The organism is Amycolatopsis sulphurea, assembly GCF_002564045.1.
GTDB classification, from domain to species: domain Bacteria; phylum Actinomycetota; class Actinomycetes; order Mycobacteriales; family Pseudonocardiaceae; genus Amycolatopsis; species Amycolatopsis sulphurea.
The window spans coordinates 2,435,414-2,451,343 of sequence record NZ_PDJK01000002.1 but is presented as its reverse complement, the minus strand read 5'-3'; the positions used below and the strand labels follow the sequence as shown (position 1 = coordinate 2,451,343).

The window sequence follows — 15,930 nt, the reverse complement described above, 5'->3', positions numbered from 1 at the left end:
CGAGCGGACCTAGCGCCAGGTGTCCACGCGATGGAAGTTCTGGTACGCGCGGCTCGGCGTCGGCCCGCGCTGGCCCTGATACCGGGAGCCCGCCTCGGTCGACCCGTACGGGAATTCCGCCGAGCTGGACAGCCGGAAGATGCACAGCTGGCCGATCTTCATCCCCGGCCACAGCGTGATCGGCAGGTTCGCGACGTTCGACAGTTCGAGCGTGATGTGCCCGGAGAAACCCGGGTCGATGAAGCCCGCGGTGGAGTGCGTGAGCAGCCCGAGCCGGCCGAGCGAGGACTTGCCCTCCAGCCGGCCCGCGAGGTCGTCGGCCAGGCTGACCTGCTCGAACGTGGCGCCGAGCACGAACTCGCCGGGGTGCAGCACGAACGGCTCGTCACCCTCCTTCTCGACCAGCGAGGTCAGCTCGTCCTGCTGCAGCTGCGGGTCGATGTGGGTGTACTTGCTGTTGTCGAACACCCGGAAGTACCGGTCGAGCCGGACGTCGATGCTGGAAGGCTGGACCATGCCGGAATCGAACGGGTCGATGCCGAGCCGGCCGGCGTCGAGCTCTTTGCGGAGGTCACGGTCACTGAGCAGCACGGACAGAGCGTATCGGGCGGCCGGCCGGAACCCGCGGGTGTCCCTCCTCTGGCGCCGTACCCAGCGACTTCCGGCCGCCACCCAGCTGATCATGGGCCAGTCCGTCACAGAACGTGACCTCAAGCGGCACGATCAGAACGTGCGCGATCCCGCCCCATCAGCTCGTTCAGCCGCTGCCGATAGCGGCGACGGCCAAGGTCACCAAGCCGTTCCTGCAAAGCTGTCGCACCGGGCACGAACGGCCGGACCGTTTCGGCAACGAAATTCGCACCCGCCCCGAGCACTACGGCGGTCTGCGCAATCGGGTCGTCCGGCAGCCCGAGGTAGTCCGCGTTGGCCCGGCCCAGCACCAGACGGCTGATCGAGGCGTGCACCCGGACGTTCACCTGCGCGAGCACCCAGCCCGCCGCACCACGGCCGTTGCCGATCGCGGTGTGGCTGGCCACCAGGGCTTTGGCCAGGCGTTTCGTGTCGTCGTCCGGGATGAACTCGGTCGCGGCCAGCAGCCAGAGCAGGCGCCAGGCGTCGTCCTCGTCCGCCGGCAGCAGCTCGCCCGGCACGCCCACCAGCCAGCCGACGTAGCGCCAGAGGTGCAGGACGTCGGCCCTCTCCTGCGCCGAATACCGCACCCCGAGCAGCTCCGCTCCGGCCAGGTAGACCAGGGAGAAGAGCAGTAACGTGCCCGCCGACTGGACCTCGTTGACCGGCCGGTCCCAGCTTTCGTAATCCCAGTCGGCGCGACGGTTCATCGCCCGCCGGACCTGCGCGTGCACCAGCCGGATCCGCAGCGCGGCCTGGTAACCCTCGCCATGCCGGACCAACGCTCCCGGCGTGGTCACGTCGATCCACCACGCCGCCGTCTCGAACAGCCGGTGAACCGTGCGATGCTCGATCTCCCCCGTCCCGACCAGGGATTTCGTCGCCCGCGAGGCGAAGTAGCCACCCATCAGCGACAGGTCGCCAAGCGGAAAGAGCCCGAGCAGCCCCGCCCGGGTGATCGCCCGCGCACCACGGTCGAGCCGCTCCGCGTCCACCCAATACGGCGTGCCCTCGACGTGGGTGAAGAAGGCCCGCAACTCGTCCGGAGCCTGCTCAACCCGCCCGATCCCCTCAGCCAGCGCGCGGTTCACCAGCTCCCGCCCACGCCGATCCCGCGGCAACCACTCGACGACGTCATCCGCGAGCCGATCCTGCCGCTGCGCGAACTCCCTGAGCCGCACGATCTGCGCCTCGTCCACCTTTCGCGCGCTGCCCCCACGCGCCCGCGCCACCAGCCCGAACGCGCCCTGCCGGAACAGCACCTGCCCGTCCACCGTCAGCCCACCTCCTGACCGACAACAAGTGTTGTCACCGGCCCCAGCACCGTCAACCCACGCCCACTGGACAGCCGGACGGCGGGGTTGTGTATGCTGGCAAGGCACTGCGGATGTAGTTCAATGGTAGAACATCAGCTTCCCAAGCTGAATACGCGGGTTCGATTCCCGTCATCCGCTCAGATGGCTGTTTTAGCAGCTCAGAAGGGGCGCTTCCCGAGATTGGGAGGCGCCCCTTCTGGCTTTCTACGGGCTGTTCCAACAACATCAGTCGGCGGCTCCATTTCCGCGCTCTTTCTTCTCCCTCCGGTGCTCTTCGATGAGCGTCTCGGCGATCCGCTCGCCCGCCTCGTCCGTCGCCCGCTGGTAGATCAGGGCGGCCCGCATGTCGTCGTGACCCATCCTCGCCATCAGGTCCTTGGTCGACATCCCGGCCTTGGACGCCCACACGTTGCCCGTGTGCCGAAGGTCGTGAAAGTGCAGGCCCTTCAATCCAAGGTCCGCCACGACTTCCGTCCACTTCGACAGTTGCGCGAAGTTCGGCCGACGCAGCCCCAGACGACGGCCTTGCACAACCACGACAGGGCAACAAACACCACCGCAGCAGCCGCCAAGACCTCCAGCACGGACGCCAGCGCACGACCGATCTTATGCAGCACCTACACGCCCAGGCCCAATAGTTCAAGGGCCGCAATTAAACCCGGTCGACATGTGCATCACCGACCACCCCGCACCGGGGCGAGGCCGAGCAGCAGCACACCCAAACACGCCGCGCACTTGGTCTCGCCAGGCTGCAACTTCGCGAATCGCTTACAGGAACCGCAGCGCGTCCGGGTGACCCCCGTTGACACGCAACGCCTGCCATAGTTTAGCGTTGTCATTGTTCACTTCCGCTGGTTGTGGACAGCGCAGGAGCGGCGAGGTTGGTAGCCGGATTCCGCTTCTGCGCCTTACGATTCAAAGATTTCGCACGGGGACGTGTTTCATCGCCACACGTCCCAGCGTGCGTTTTTATTACAGTTGTTGAGTTTTGCTCGTCTAATGTGGACTACTTCTGCCCAGGTTTCGCCTCTTCTGCCGGAGCAGAGAACCGGGCCACTTGGCGCTCTTCGTAGCCGACCCAGTACAGGGCCTCGTGGTGATGCCAGCGGTCGAAGTCCGCAGCGGTCCGATACATCCTCACGTTCGCTCGATGGAACGCCACCCATTCCGAGCGGGCCGCGTCGGACGCAGGGCGCCGACCTCGCCGAGGCGTGGGCGGCTTCCAGCGTTGCCGGTTCAGCTTTGGCTTTCATGCGCCTGCCCTCCCTGTACGTCGAGAACCGTCGCCAACTGGTCCGCGCCGTCGCGGACTTGACGAAGGAACGCCGCGAACACCGGCCACTGCCCCGGATCCGTCGGCGGAATGATCGCCAGGCTGTCCTTGTCGAGGTAGAGCACCAAACCCGGCACGGTTGACTGGCCACTGAGGTGCATCCCCGCCACCGCTTCCGGGCCAGGCGTCCAGGTCGCGTTGAACGCCACCGTTTTGCCCTTTCTTCTGTTGCCAATGGCGCGCCTGGTCTTCGAACGCCTCAGCCGCTGACTCGATCGCGGCCAACATCCACCAAGCGAGGTCTTTCCGCTCCGCTGCTATGGACCGCCAGGCCGAGGCGACGGCCCACGAGGCGTGCGCCAGGACGGTCGCCGACCCGTTGTCGCCCCGGCCCGCACGAGCCGCGAACTCCGATGCGGCACCGTACTTGCGGTACGCGTCCTCCCACGCCTTCACCGATTTCTTGGTCACCATTTCGACTCCCAGTCAGGTCGCCGTCAGCGCCGTCACGCAGCCTTGGCCGTCTGCTCCTCCTGCGCCGCACGCGGCGACTTCGACCCGCCACCGCTCGCGACCGCTTTGAAGCCCGTCGCGCGATAGACATAGGACTGGTATTTGAACTCACCGTTGCCCGCGACGCGCGGCTCTGCCGTCAGGCCCTCCATCTCGATCGGCCGCATCCCCGGCAGAGAACCTCACTGGTCGCCGGCACCGGCTGCACGTCAGCCAGAAACGTCACCTCATACGACGCGCGCTTCGCGTTCGGCTCGCTCGGGTCAGTGACCGTCACCTTCCACCTCCGCTTGCCCGTCGACTCATCGACCCGCTGCCGAGCAGGCCGACCCGCCGCCCGGTCCTCTCGCGACTGGTACTCGTTGTCCGGCGACACCTCGCCAACCATCACCAACCCCTGCGGGAACGCCTCATCGAACTCGACCGGGAACCGAAAGCCCTTGCTGATCGCCATGTTGGATTCACCTGCTTTGCCGTTACGTGGCCCGCCTTACCGGCGGCTAGGTACACAGTCGGCTGAGCAGGGGTTTCATCGAGACGGCACGGAGGTCTCGTCTCGAACATCTGACCATCATTGAGTCTCGTCTTTGTCTCATCCGCCTGCTACGGTGGTCTCATGGCCGATCACGACGCAGGACCAATGGCCGAGAAGGCGAACGTGCTCAAAGTGCTGCTGAAGCAGCGGCATCTACAGGGTCATCGCGCGTTCTGCCGTGAATACGACAAGCACGCTCTCAAGATCGACGATACGTTGAAAGGTGGCTATCCCAGCAAGGCGCAGTTCTACCGGTGGCTTTCCGGGGACGTCCGAGGCCTGCCCTACGCCGACCACTGCCGAATCTTGGAGAGCATGTTCCCCGAGTGGACCGCCGAGCAACTGTTCCAGGAGCACACCGGCGGAATCGGCTTCGTCCCCGAACCGCCGTCGACCAAGCCCGCCGCGCCAGCCGCACCTCCGGTCGCCCGTACCGAGGGCATGGCCGACGTGACCGCCGTGTTCACCACGCGGCCCGAGTTCAGCCACGAGATGCCGCCGCACCGGCTGTTCGACGACGCGGACTCAATCAGCATTGTGGGACTGTCGCTCAACGCGCTGTGCCAGCAGTACTCCGACCGCTCGCTCATGGACCTGCTGGAGAACGGCACCACGGTCCGCGCGCTGTTCCTCGATCCGGCCGGGGAGTACATCAAGGCGCGCGAACGAGAAGAAGGGCTTCCGCCGGATGTGCTCACCACGTTGACGACGCTCAACATGCAGACCTTGCAGCGTCTCCATTCCAAGCTCAGCCCTTCCGCGCGGGAAAACTTGCAGATCCGTACGTACGACGAGCCCGTGCGGTTCAACATCACCGTCATCGACAACGACACATGCGTAGTCCAGCCCTACCTACCGGACGCGCGAGGTGTCGAGTCACCGACGCTGGTCATGGAACGGCAGACAGGCAAGCCCGCCGGCCTCTTCGACACGTTCGCCCAGGTCTTTGAGTCCATGTGGGCGCGTTCGACGGAGGTCACCGCGTGAAGAACGATGACCTGGACGCGATGCTCGCCGTGGCGCAAGAAGCCGTAGAGATCGGGCGCAAGCTCATGACAACGCAGGGCCCGGGAGAGATTCGCGCCAAGGGGGACCGCGACCTTGTCACTGACCTCGATCTCCGCATCCAACGTGAGGTTCAAGCCTTCTTGGAACGCGCCACACCGGAAATCGGATTCCTTGGCGAAGAAGAAGGCTGCGGCACAATCAACCCGAGCACGCCCCAGGTCTGGGCGCTTGACCCCATCGACGGCACGTCCAACTTCGCACACGGCATACCGCTCTGCGCGACCCAGCTAGCCCTTGTCCACCAAAGCAAACCCGTGGTCGGTGTCGTCGTCGCCCCGTTCCTCGACCTCAACTATTCCGCAGTCGAGGGAGCAGGCGCGTACTGCAACGGCAAGCCAATCCAGGCCAGCACCAACGCCAGCCTCGCTCGCGCCATCGTCTCACTCGGCGACTACGCCACCGGCACAGACGCAACAGAGAAAAACCGCCGCCGGTTCACCGTCACCCAAGCCTTAGCCGAGAACGTAGAACGGGTTCGTATGTTCGGGTCGGCGGCGCTCGACCTCACGTTCGTCGCCGAAGGACGCACAGACGCATGCGTCATCCTCTCCAATAAGCCCTGGGACACCGCAGCCGGTGTCCTCGTTGCACGCGAAGCCGGTGCACGCGTCACCGACGCCTCAGGCACGCAGCACACCACCGTCTCTGCTGAGACCGTTGGAGCCTCGCTAGCGATTCACCGCGCTCTGACAACAGTTATCAGCTGACGGTTAGTGTCAGCGCCAGTCGAGCCGTCACATCAAGCAACGTTGCCGAAACTGCCCAAGAACTGATCACTCAGGTGCAGTCGACATCGGCTGCCATGACCCTAGGGATTCTTGCCTGGAAGCCTACACACTCTTGACCCAGATACGAACATATGTTCGAATGACAGGATGTGGCAACGCGTGTCGAAGGATGGGAGTCGCCGTGGCAGCGAGCAGCAAGATCGAGTGGACTGAGGTGACCTGGAACCCTGTCACCGGCTGCGATCGAATCTCGACAGGTTGCGACAACTGCTACGCGCTGACGCTCGCGAAGCGATTGAAGGCAATGGGCGCTACCAAGTACCAAAACGATGGCAACCCCGTGACGTCTGGTCCCGGATTTGACGTTTCCGTCCATCCTGAAACCCTGAATCAACCTTACCGTTGGCGTGCGCCGAAAAAAGTTTTCGTGAACAGCATGAGCGACCTGTTCCACGCTCGGGTCCCATCGGAATTTATCAGTGATGTATTTCGGGTAATGGCCGATACTCCGCAGCATCGCTATCAGTTACTCACCAAGCGACCGAAGCGCGCTGTACGTATCGCAAATAAATTTGATTGGCTAGAAAACATCTGGATGGGGGTTTCGGTTGAGAACGAAGATCATATAGGCCGGATTGATGAATTGCGGAAAATCCCCGCCGCTGTACGCTTCCTTTCCTGTGAGCCACTTGTTGGACCGCTACCCAACTTGGATCTCAACGGAATCGATTGGGTGATCGTTGGCGGCGAGTCCGGTAGTCAATCTAGGAATATGCCCATCGATTGGGTACGCGACATTAGAGACCAATGTTACCAATCTGAGACGGCGTTCTTCTTCAAGCAATGGGGCGGGCGGACCCCTAAGGCTAACGGCCGGTCTCTTGACGGGAGAACATGGGACGAGTTTCCAGATCGCGAATCCGCACCTCTCACTACGGAAACGTAATTATCGTTCCGTCGGGAAACTGAGACTTTCGCCTTTGATTCGGCGATTCAATGAGGCCCTCCCGCTGCATAGAGCGTTATTCACGATAGTTACCAGCCGAGTCGGTAGAATTCGAGCGCCGTGATGATACGGATGATGTTGGGAAGCTCGGCGAGTCGGCCTCGGTACCCGGTGGCGAGCATCTTCCAATTCTTCAGGTGGGCGATGCATCGTTCGACGGCTGATCGTATCGAGGAGATGGTCTTGTTGTTGGCTTTGTCGCTGGTTGACAGTTCCCCACCTTTTGGCTTCTTGCGCGGTGTGATGGCGTGAGTTCCCTGATAGGCGGGGTCGGCGATAACAGGGGTATCCGCAAGAAGGTCTTCCCAGTCGGACTCGGTGAACGCCCTGCGATCGTGCATGGATCCTGGCAGGGGTGCGGATATTCCCAAGAGGTGACCGTCCGTGTCGGCGGCAATCTGGATATTCAGCCCGGATCGGCGGCGTTTGCCCGAGTAGTTGTCCTCGTGACCAGCGCGGTTGCCGGTTGGGACGTCAGTGCCATCTACCAGGGCAAGCCGCCCGCGAATGGCTTCTTTGAGGTCTGGAATGTGCAAACACAGAGCCTGTCCGATCAGGGGAAGCATGGCTCGATGCACTCTCGATACGGTCGACTGGCTGACGTCGAATAGATCGCCCACCGCAGCCTGATTCAGATTTTGCCGGACGTACACCAAAGTGAGCGCGACAGCGCGATACAGTCCCACGATCGGAGGCCACGCTTGCTTCTCATGACATTGAACGATCTGCCTGATCCGTGCGACAAGCTCCTCGATCTGGTCGGTAGCAAGCCCTGTAGTAGACTGATAACGCAACGGCCCCGCCTGTAAGTCGTGTTCTCTGGTAGGAAAACGATCTTACTCGACTGGGGCCGTTGCCCTATTTTGAGGGTGATCAAGTCGCCAGAATAACGCTCATAGGTGCCAACGTCTTCTGCTTTAGATGCGTTTTCTTGTACGGCGTATTAACCAAAACGAAACGCTCAAGCTCGGCGATGCTCACCGTCTTTCCTGAGAACTCTGCCAACAGAGCCTTCCGCAGAGGCTGCGTATCAGCTTGATCTTGAAAAAGAACGTCTTGGCCGGCGAGGCGGTCAGAGAATCGGTAGCCGCCATCAGGTGCGACCGACCACATCGCATCCTTCATGATTTCCACACCCTTAAGACTTCGGGTGCAGTAAAAAAGATAGTACGGCGTCCGCCCATCTCGGTTTATCATTTGAAATCGCTGCACATAATCGAATTCACAAACTGCCTTTAGCTGGCGTTCGTAAAGATCCACAAAAAACTTACCACGCTCGGGATCTCCCGCCGGTGGCGCATCTTTAAACTCATCAGTGCCAAACAGGGCTTCGAAGTGCTCGTCAACATTTCCAGCCGTGCCAAAGCGATTTGCGCTATTGTAGTCGAAATATATGAGCAACTCGCACTTATTGAACGACAGCAGCCTCTTAATCTTTTCTATCGGCGTATCTTGATACCCGAAGGGATCAAGGAAGGCCAGCGTGGGCGCAAGATTAGCCCGCTGCTCATCCAAGTACTCTACGATATCTTCAGCTAGATCCTGGAAGTTCTCGTTCAGCTTGCTGACCTTAACATGGGGTGGCCACTCGCCCTGCTTGAGTTCTTCGATAACATCATTCAATACTGCGTATCGGTCAGGATCCTGCTCATTAAACACCAGCAAAAACTCACAATTGTTCTTGGCTAAGTCGTAACGATGCTGAAGAAGCGCTTCTAGTGCAACCTTCGGAGAACCAGGTTCACCTTCCTTGTATACTCCCGGGCCAGCAAAACCGTCGAGAAAAATAATACGACCGTTGTAACGGCTAAGCACGGGAAACCATCCATGGAGGTAGCGCCTGAGGATGTCATGCTTTGCCTTCGTGTGGGGTTCTAGTTGCCAAACCGTGTCGAGCTTATCGGCCATCTCTACCTCCGCGTTCCAGGTTGCCGTAATCTAGAGTCGTGGAAGTTCCCATAGTTGTTAACAAATTCGGCGAAGATCAATAGGTCTCGGCTACTTCCCACGAATGGCGTATCGGCGATGTTGTCAGGCTTGCCTGACTCCTCTGTGTTCACGAGGCTCTTGCTTCTGTAGCACGTGCTGCCAACCGCCGAGAGGGTAGCTGCTCACCTGCAGAATGCGGTTGATCGACCGTGCCAGATTCACGACTGCCGAACTTGGCTCTATGGGATCAAGGCGCCGCCAGCGGCGGCGCGCAGGGTCACCACGCGTACGGCGGGCTCGCCCGACTGCGACACGGACGGCCTGCCGCTCCGCTTCGGCCGCCGGTCGCCGGGCGGTCCGCCGACGACTCGCCACCGTGCAGCGCGCCACCGCCGACGACGATCGGCTCATTGGCCTAGTTACGCCGGACCGGACCACTGGCAAGGTCGACCTCATGCCAAAGTCCGACCGCGCCATCGCAGAAGCCCACGCCGCAGCCGCACGCGAAGCCCTCGAACAGGGCAGGAGCATCGCCGACCCGATCGGCCTAGCGACCGCTGAGGCGCTGCTGGCCGTCTTCCACCAGCTCAAGTACATGCAAGAAGACTCCATCACGCTCAGGGGTGCCGCGGACCTTGCCAACTCTATGGACGCCCTCGGCCGCAAGCTCGGTGAGCGGTAGAGCCGCAGACTTTGCGTACGAAGGTCGCCAGGCCCCTCCGCCCCGAAGCCGGATCGTGACAACGGCCGGCGACACCGCGTCAAGGCGGGAAAGCGTGCCTTGACCCGGGCGACACCGGCCGCGTGCTGGCTTCGTATCGGGATGAAGGGACAGGAGCGGGTTGGGGCCAAGGCCACCCTCTCGCCAGCAACATCCCAGCAATATGCACCGGTCAACAGGGGTCAACGAGGGCACGTAGCGCGCATGGTCAACCCCAGGTCAGGGGCACTTTTCAGGTTTCAGGCCCTGACGGCTGGTTCCCAGGCTGAATACGCGGGTTTGATTCCCGTCATCAGATCTCTTGAATTTTGTGTAGGTCAAATGGAGTGCTTCCGGCTTTTGGGAAGCACTCCATTTGACCTTTTGCAGACTGTTCCAACAATATTGCCGCAAACTCACTCGGCGGCTTCATTCCTCGCTGGCGTCTCCTCCCGTACAAGGGGAGGCCAGTCGCTCAACCTCGCTTTCCTCGCGGTTGGCCCAGTAAGTCGCCTCATGGTTGGTGCTACCGGTCCGCGTCGGCCACGGCGCGGTACATTCGCGCATTCGCCCGTGAAACGCCCGGCACGCCGACGTGCTCGCGTCGGGTGCCGGACGTCAGTTCATCGCGGAATCGTGTGCCTCGCGCAGGACACCTTCGCCGTGCACAGCTGTCGACCGGCAGTCTGAAGTCCCAAAAGCCAGGCACCGAACGGCTACCCGCCGGAATCCTCCCCCGACAAGAGTTCGGCAAGGCGCTCATCGGTCATTCTCCGCCGCTGCGCGACCTCGCCGTCGAACCCGGCGGCCACGGCCGACAGCCGCTCCAAAGACTTCGCCGGGGACCAGGCTGCCTTGGCCAAACGTGCCGAGATGTCAGCATACGGAGCTGCCTGCTCGTCGATCAAAAAGACGCCGACCCCGTGGTGCGGGCAGTAGACGGCCTCCGTGCCGTCCCGTAATTGGTAGTGGCTGAACGCGCCTTCGGCCACGGCCTGGCTCGGTACGACCCGGATCCGCAGCGTCTGCGAGACTCCGATCAGGTCCATGAGGTACCGCACCTGCCGCGCCATCACCTCGGCGTCGCCGAAGTGGTTTGCCAGGGTTTCCGTCCCCACGAACATGTCTGCCTCGATCGCGCCCGCGCCGAACAGGATTCGGTTGCGGTCCAGGCGATTCTGCACGACCTGTTCCAGCTCATCGCCGTCCCGCAGGTCCGGACCCAGAGCCAGTCTGGCGTAATCCGGGATCTGTACCAAATCGGGAATCAGCAGGGGAGCCCACACTGTCATCGACACCGCGACCCGCTCGTGCGCCACCAAAGTCGTGTAGTGGGTCGGGTCCGCCTGCGTTCCGGGGGTGAACCAGCTCGGCCCGGCCAGACCCCGGGCCAGCGACATGATCCAGGCCTTCCGCTCGCCGGTCACGCCGAGCGCACCCAGCACGCCCGCCACCTCTTCCGGCGTCGGGACCTGCCGGCCCACCTCCCACTCCGACAGCAGCGCCGGATTCACCCCGATCCGGCGCCCCAGCTCGGGTACCCCGAACCGCTTCTCGACCCGGGCATCGCGCAACGCCGCGCCCAACCCCCGTGCCCGTGGCGTCGGCATCCCCATGCCTCGCATAAAGCCCGTCACCTCCACCCCGCGGATCGTGCCTGTCTGCACATCGCTACACGCATATACGCCGGTTTACCCGCGTCAGCAACCGCAGACGACCCCCACGGAGCAGAGTCAGCCCTCGACCAATTCCCAGGGAGAACCCGGGGCCGAGCGGTCGAACACCTGCCCGGGAGCGGCCTGCAGCACGCCGACGACATCCGGATACAGCCGGGTGACGTGCTCCAGCTCCAAACCTTCTACCTCGAAGTCCTCCTCCTCCGGGACCTCGAAGCCGACGAACAGCCAGGTGCCGTCGGGTTCGCGGACGACCTGGCGGACGGCGCGGGCCGGCGCATCCCTCGTCGTGGGGATCTCGGTGAGGGCGGTGCTGAGCTGGACCTCGTCCACCGGCGAGCCGGGATGCGGCCAGGCGGCGATGCGGGCGTCGCGGATCTCGCGGTCTTCCGCGACGTCATCGGAGTCGGCGACCGAGCTGAGCAGCCAGGTCGAACGGTCGGGGTCCCAGTCCGCGGCCATGCCGGGCGGCAACGGGGCCAGCACCGTGAGCTGGGGCAGCAGCTCGACGGCTTCGCGCAGGCTGAGGGCACCGAAGAGCTGGCGGTTCACGTCCATATCCTCGTCGAACTCGGCGCCGTCGCTGACGAACCAGTCGTCGTCATCGTCGAGTACCGCGAAGGCCAGCCGGGCCGGGTCCTCGACCAGTGCGTGCGCGATGATCACCGGCGACTCCGGGTCCTGCCGCAGCGGCCACTCGTCGGACATGCTCAAACTCCCCGCGTCGGGTTCGGTGTGTGTTCCTATCTCACCAGATCGGGGGAACGAGACGGCACACGCCACCGGACAGTCAAGCCAACCGGGGTGAATTAGGCTGGTCACCATGGTGCTGTCAAGGAAGGTCGCCCGGTTCAACCGCAAAGTGACCAACCGGATCACGAAGCGGTTCGCCGGGGTCCTGCCGGGCTTCGGCTTACTCGTGCACCGCGGTCGTCGATCCGGGCGGGAGTTCCGCACCCCGCTGAACTTGGTACGCACCGGCGACGGGTTCCTCTTCGCCCTGACCTACGGGCCGGACGCAGACTGGGTGCGCAACGTGTTCGCCGCCGGCGGCGCGGAACTGCGAACGCGCGGCCGGACCTACCGCCTCACCGAGCCGGAGCTCCTGCACGAAGAGGCCGGCCGCCGGATGCCGGCCGGGGTTCGGCAGATCCTCGGGCTCGTCGGCGTGACGGATTACCTGGCGCTGAAAACGCGCGCGGGCAAGCAGGATTGACCGTCCACTCCAGACTGTCCGGAGTGGACGGCCAAAGTCACGGCCGCCCCACCCGGCGCCTGCCGTAGATTCCGGCGGCGAGGCCGACCCCGATCACCGCGAGCGCCACCTGGGTGATGATCTCCAGCCAGTCGATCCCCTTGGTGTCGGCGTACCCGATGCCCCGGGCGATCGCGGTCCCGGCGAAGGCCGCGACGATCCCCACCACGATGGTGAGCCAGATCGGAATGGACTGCTTGCCGGGTGCGAACAGCCTGCCCAGCACACCCAGGATCAAGCCGATCACGACGGCGCTGATGATGCCGGATACAGTCATCGGAATTCCTCCTCCGGGTCGATGCGCACCGGATACCCCGCAATGCCCGGTTCATTCAGAATCCGCGCGACCGGCGGATAAGACCAGTCCAGGGCCAGGAAGTCACCCAGGAGGGACAACGCTGGCGGCGGACCCGGCCGGGAAAGTCCTGGCCGAATCCGCCGCTGGCGAGCCGACCGGTCAGAAGGCCGCTTCGTCGACCTCCATCAGGGCGTTGTCCGCGGCCTCGACGATGGCGCGCCGGGCGGTCAGCTCGGGCAGCACGGTCTTGGCGAAGAAGGAAGCCACGGCCAGCTTGCCCTCGTAGAACGGCTTGTCCTTGGCCGAAGCGCCGTTGTCCAGCTTCACGACGGCGATCCCCGCCTGCTTGAGCAGCTGCCACCCGACCAGCAGGTCACCGACCGACAGCAGCAGCCGGACCGTGTGCTGACCGACCTTGTTGACGTTCTGCGGGTCCTGCTGCGAGGACGTCAGGTAGCCGATCATCGAGCCCAGCATGCCCTGGGTGTCCTCCAGCGCCTGCTTGAGCAGCGCACGCTCGTTCTTGAGGCGCCCGTTGCCGGTCTCCGACTCGATGAACGCGGTGATCTCGCCGGCCAGGAAGGTGAGCGCCTTCCCCTTGTCCCGCACGATCTTGCGGAAGAAGAAGTCCAGCGACTGAATCGCGGTGGTGCCCTCGTACAGCGAGTCGATCTTCGCGTCGCGGAGGTACTGCTCGATGGGGTAGTCCTGCAGGAAGCCCGAACCGCCGAGCGTCTGCAGCGACTGCACCAGCTGCTCGGTCGCACGCTCGGAGCCGACGCCCTTCACGACTGGCAGCAGCAGGTCGTTCACGCTGTGCGCGAGCTTCTGCGCGGCCTCGTCGCCTTCGCCGGTCCACAGCTGGTCCTGGAACGACGCCGTGTACAGGTAAATCGCGCGCAGGCCCTCGGCGTAGGCCTTCTGCAGCATCAGCGAACGGCGGACGTCCGGGTGGTGCGTGATGGTGACGCGCGGGGCGGCCTTGTCGAGCATGTTCGGCAGGTCCGTGCCCTGCACGCGCTCCTTGGCGTACTCCAGCGCGTTCAGGTAGCCGGTGGACAGCGTCGCGATGGCCTTGGTGCCGACCATCATCCGTGCGTACTCGATGACCTGGAACATCTGCGCGATACCGTCGTGCACCTCGCCGAGCAGCCAGCCCTTGGCCGGGGTGCCGTGCTGGCCGAAGGTCAGCTCGCAGGTGGTGGACACCTTGATGCCCATCTTGTGCTCGACGTTGGTCACGAAGGCGCCGTTGCGCTCGCCCAGCTCACCGGTCTCGCCGTCGAAGTGGAACTTCGGCACCAGGAACAGCGAAAGGCCCTTGGTGCCGGGCTTGGTCTCGATGCCGGGCCCCTCGGGACGGGCCAGCACCAGATGCATGATGTTCTCGGTCAGGTCGTGCTCGGCCGAGGTGATGAACCGCTTCACGCCGTCGAGGTGCCAGCTGCCGTCCTCCTGCTTGACCGCCTTGGTGCGGCCGGCCCCGACGTCGGAGCCCGCGTCCGGCTCGGTGAGCACCATCGTCGCGCCCCAGCGGCGGTCGAGCATTAGCTGCGCCCACTTCCGCTGCTCTTCGGTGCCGTTCTTGTGCACGATCATCGCCATGTCCGGGCCCGCGAGGTACATGAACAGCGGGGCGTTGGCACCGAGGATCAGCTCGGCCGCGGCCCACTGCACGGTCGGGGGCATGCCGAGGCCGCCGAGTTCGTTGGTGAGGCCCAGCCGCCACCACTCGCCGTCCAGCAGCTGCCGGTAGCTCTTCTTGAACGACTCGGGGAGCTGCACGCTGAAGGTCTTCGGGTCGTAGACCGGCGGGTTGCGGTCCGCGTCGGCGTAGGACTCGGCGAGCGGGCCGGTGGCGAGGTGGTTCAGCTCGGACAGCACACCCCGAGCGGTCTCCTCGTCCGAATCGGCGAGCACGCCCTTGCCGAGGCGCTCCTGCACGCCGAGTACCTCGAAGAGGTTGAACTCCAGGTCGCGAACGTTGCTCTTGTAGTGGCCCATGTCGTCACTCCGTGTCGGGTTCGGCTTTCCGGCCGGGCACAGCTTCCCCTACTCGCCGGTAATATCAGGATATTACCTACCAGTAACCAGGGCAAGCGACGGCGCTCCCCGAAGGGGTTCGGTTTCCCCCGAGCCCGGCGACGACCAGGCGATCAAGGTCACCGGGTGCTACGCGCCACGGAGTTCTGCGCGGGCAGCACGGCATGGTGATCGTCGAGCTGGGGGACCAGGATGCCGCCGCGGAACGCGATGGTCACCGCATGTGTCCGATCGCGTGCGGACAGCTTGCGCAGGATGCTCTTGACGTGCGTCCGCACCGTCTCCACGGACAGGAACAGCAGTTTCGCGATCGCCGAGTTCTCCAGCCCTTCCGCGACCAGCTGCAGCACCTGGTATTCCCGCCGGGACAGCGGCATGACGGCCTTCGACCGGCCGAGCGAACCGTCGCCGGGGACGACCCCGGCCGCCGACTGCCGTTTCGGCCTCGCGGTGAGCGCGGACAGCGCCGGGTCGATGTAGCGCCGGTCGGTGTGCGCGCGCCGGATCGCCTCGGCCATCCGGCGGGCGTCGACCGCCCGCGGCACAATCGCGTGCGCACCCGCGGCGATCGCGGTGGCCAGGTACTGCTGGGTGCGGCTGGTGTCGCGCACCAGCACCACCAGCACGAGCGCCGGATCACCGGCGTTGAGCATCTTGACCAGATGGCAGTTCGGATCCAGCGCGGAATCCACGATCAGCACATCCGGCCGCACCTGTTCGCACAGCTGCATCGCCGCGTGGTGACTGGCCGCCTGCCCGGACCAGTGCAGGCCGAGCGTCCGGTGCACCATCGACGCGACCCCCTCCCGGAACAGCGGGATGGGGTCGACCACGGCCACCCCCAGACTGCGACCGCCGGCCTGTTGTCCCGGCGCGATGGGCGTTCGATGGGGCTCGATGCCACGCATCTGAGGCCTCCGTCCTCGAGGTCGTTCCCGGCGACCGGCACACCCCCTCGGC

17 protein-coding genes, 1 tRNA gene and 1 pseudogene are annotated in these 15,930 nt (G+C 64.1%); 6 read left to right on the top strand and 13 right to left on the bottom strand.

Translation table 11 applies throughout. The features are described 5' to 3' along the window. Nucleotides 1-9: 9 nt before the first annotated feature. Nucleotides 10-591 (bottom strand): dCTP deaminase, encoded by a 582-nt coding sequence (dcd, locus tag ATK36_RS17540; RefSeq protein ID WP_098514959.1) that lies wholly within the window; start codon nucleotides 589-591, stop codon nucleotides 10-12. Between the two features lie 119 nt (nucleotides 592-710). Then, a complete protein-coding gene (locus ATK36_RS17535) occupies nucleotides 711-1,904 on the bottom strand; it encodes an oxygenase MpaB family protein (protein ID WP_098512543.1) in 1,194 nt (397 codons plus the stop codon). 109 nt (nucleotides 1,905-2,013) lie between these two features. Between ATK36_RS17535 and ATK36_RS17530 the strand changes: the two genes are divergently transcribed. After that, a tRNA-Gly gene (locus ATK36_RS17530) sits at nucleotides 2,014-2,084 on the top strand. 87 nt (nucleotides 2,085-2,171) lie between these two features. On the opposite strand, the gene ATK36_RS17525 is transcribed toward ATK36_RS17530, so the two are convergent. From ATK36_RS17525 to ATK36_RS17505, 4 genes and pseudogenes are all read right to left on the bottom strand, one after another. Next, entirely contained in the window at nucleotides 2,172-2,411 is a 240-nt protein-coding gene (locus ATK36_RS17525) for a tyrosine-type recombinase/integrase (RefSeq protein ID WP_245914849.1), read from the bottom strand. Between the two features lie 541 nt (nucleotides 2,412-2,952). Continuing rightward, complete coding sequence (locus ATK36_RS34425; RefSeq protein ID WP_342752031.1) at nucleotides 2,953-3,087, bottom strand: AMED_5909 family protein; 135 nt, start codon at nucleotides 3,085-3,087, stop codon at nucleotides 2,953-2,955. A 95-nt stretch (nucleotides 3,088-3,182) separates the two neighbouring features. Continuing rightward, the gene (locus ATK36_RS17510) at nucleotides 3,183-3,428 is read right to left on the bottom strand and encodes a hypothetical protein (protein ID WP_098512541.1); all 246 of its coding nucleotides are present in this window, start codon (nucleotides 3,426-3,428) and stop codon (nucleotides 3,183-3,185) included. A 297-nt stretch (nucleotides 3,429-3,725) separates the two neighbouring features. Next, a pseudogene (locus ATK36_RS17505) lies at nucleotides 3,726-4,186 on the bottom strand (hypothetical protein). 162 nt (nucleotides 4,187-4,348) lie between these two features. On the opposite strand from ATK36_RS17505, the gene ATK36_RS17500 reads away from it, so the two are divergent. The 3 genes from ATK36_RS17500 (at nucleotide 4,349) to ATK36_RS17490 (ending at nucleotide 7,009) form a co-directional block, all read left to right on the top strand. Beyond that, nucleotides 4,349-5,254, top strand: coding sequence for a DUF5919 domain-containing protein (locus ATK36_RS17500; RefSeq protein ID WP_245914848.1), 906 nt, complete (start codon nucleotides 4,349-4,351; stop codon nucleotides 5,252-5,254). Then, nucleotides 5,251-6,042, top strand: coding sequence for an inositol monophosphatase family protein (locus ATK36_RS17495; protein ID WP_245914846.1), 792 nt, complete (start codon nucleotides 5,251-5,253; stop codon nucleotides 6,040-6,042). Before ATK36_RS17500 ends, ATK36_RS17495 begins: the two co-directional genes overlap by 4 nt. Nucleotides 6,043-6,244: 202 nt before the next feature. Beyond that, nucleotides 6,245-7,009 carry a DUF5131 family protein gene (locus tag ATK36_RS17490; RefSeq protein WP_098514957.1) on the top strand — a complete coding sequence of 255 codons (765 nt, stop codon included), beginning with the start codon at nucleotides 6,245-6,247 and terminating at the stop codon, nucleotides 7,007-7,009. A gap of 89 nt (nucleotides 7,010-7,098) precedes the next feature. On the opposite strand, the gene ATK36_RS17485 is transcribed toward ATK36_RS17490, so the two are convergent. After that, nucleotides 7,099-7,863, bottom strand: a complete 765-nt coding sequence (locus ATK36_RS17485) for a transposase family protein (RefSeq protein WP_098512511.1) — start codon at nucleotides 7,861-7,863, stop codon at nucleotides 7,099-7,101. Nucleotides 7,864-7,942: 79 nt separating this feature from the next. Next, a complete protein-coding gene (locus ATK36_RS17480) occupies nucleotides 7,943-8,977 on the bottom strand; it encodes a three-Cys-motif partner protein TcmP (protein WP_098512539.1) in 1,035 nt (344 codons plus the stop codon). Between the two features lie 397 nt (nucleotides 8,978-9,374). Here ATK36_RS17480 and ATK36_RS17475 point away from each other — a divergent pair, with 397 nt between their 5' ends. Beyond that, nucleotides 9,375-9,680 (top strand): hypothetical protein, encoded by a 306-nt coding sequence (locus ATK36_RS17475; RefSeq protein WP_098512538.1) that lies wholly within the window; start codon nucleotides 9,375-9,377, stop codon nucleotides 9,678-9,680. Nucleotides 9,681-10,414: 734 nt separating this feature from the next. Here the strand turns inward: ATK36_RS17475 and ATK36_RS17470 are convergent. Beyond that, nucleotides 10,415-11,323, bottom strand: a complete 909-nt coding sequence (locus ATK36_RS17470; RefSeq protein ID WP_098512537.1) for a helix-turn-helix domain-containing protein — start codon at nucleotides 11,321-11,323, stop codon at nucleotides 10,415-10,417. Between the two features lie 108 nt (nucleotides 11,324-11,431). After that, entirely contained in the window at nucleotides 11,432-12,082 is a 651-nt protein-coding gene (locus tag ATK36_RS17465; RefSeq protein WP_098512536.1) for a hypothetical protein, read from the bottom strand. A gap of 115 nt (nucleotides 12,083-12,197) precedes the next feature. On the opposite strand from ATK36_RS17465, the gene ATK36_RS17460 reads away from it, so the two are divergent. Continuing rightward, a complete protein-coding gene (locus ATK36_RS17460) occupies nucleotides 12,198-12,590 on the top strand; it encodes a nitroreductase family deazaflavin-dependent oxidoreductase (protein WP_098512535.1) in 393 nt (130 codons plus the stop codon). Between the two features lie 37 nt (nucleotides 12,591-12,627). Here the strand turns inward: ATK36_RS17460 and ATK36_RS17455 are convergent, their stop codons facing one another. From ATK36_RS17455 to ATK36_RS17445, 3 genes are all read right to left on the bottom strand, one after another. After that, entirely contained in the window at nucleotides 12,628-12,906 is a 279-nt protein-coding gene (locus ATK36_RS17455; RefSeq protein ID WP_098512534.1) for a GlsB/YeaQ/YmgE family stress response membrane protein, read from the bottom strand. 180 nt (nucleotides 12,907-13,086) lie between these two features. After that, the gene (locus tag ATK36_RS17450) at nucleotides 13,087-14,931 is read right to left on the bottom strand and encodes an acyl-CoA dehydrogenase (protein WP_098512533.1); all 1,845 of its coding nucleotides are present in this window, start codon (nucleotides 14,929-14,931) and stop codon (nucleotides 13,087-13,089) included. Nucleotides 14,932-15,089: 158 nt separating this feature from the next. Continuing rightward, nucleotides 15,090-15,878: a response regulator transcription factor gene (locus ATK36_RS17445; protein ID WP_098512532.1), complete on the bottom strand. Its 789-nt coding sequence runs from the start codon at nucleotides 15,876-15,878 to the stop codon at nucleotides 15,090-15,092. Between the last annotated feature and the right edge of the window lie 52 nt (nucleotides 15,879-15,930).

Bases quoted from the DNA above. Each gene is read 5' to 3' on its own strand.
- ATK36_RS17470 (WP_098512537.1), bottom strand. From the start codon at position 11,323: ATGCGAGGCATGGGGATGCCGACGCCACGGGCACGGGGGTTGGGCGCG.
- ATK36_RS17455 (WP_098512534.1), bottom strand. From the start codon at position 12,906: ATGACTGTATCCGGCATCATCAGCGCCGTCGTGATCGGCTTGATCCTG.
- ATK36_RS17460 (WP_098512535.1), top strand. From the start codon at position 12,198: ATGGTGCTGTCAAGGAAGGTCGCCCGGTTCAACCGCAAAGTGACCAAC.
- ATK36_RS17450 (WP_098512533.1), bottom strand. From the start codon at position 14,931: ATGGGCCACTACAAGAGCAACGTTCGCGACCTGGAGTTCAACCTCTTC.
- ATK36_RS17445 (WP_098512532.1), bottom strand. From the start codon at position 15,878: ATGCGTGGCATCGAGCCCCATCGAACGCCCATCGCGCCGGGACAACAG.
- ATK36_RS17480 (WP_098512539.1), bottom strand. From the start codon at position 8,977: ATGGCCGATAAGCTCGACACGGTTTGGCAACTAGAACCCCACACGAAG.
- ATK36_RS17465 (WP_098512536.1), bottom strand. From the start codon at position 12,082: ATGTCCGACGAGTGGCCGCTGCGGCAGGACCCGGAGTCGCCGGTGATC.
- ATK36_RS17500 (WP_245914848.1), top strand. From the start codon at position 4,349: ATGGCCGATCACGACGCAGGACCAATGGCCGAGAAGGCGAACGTGCTC.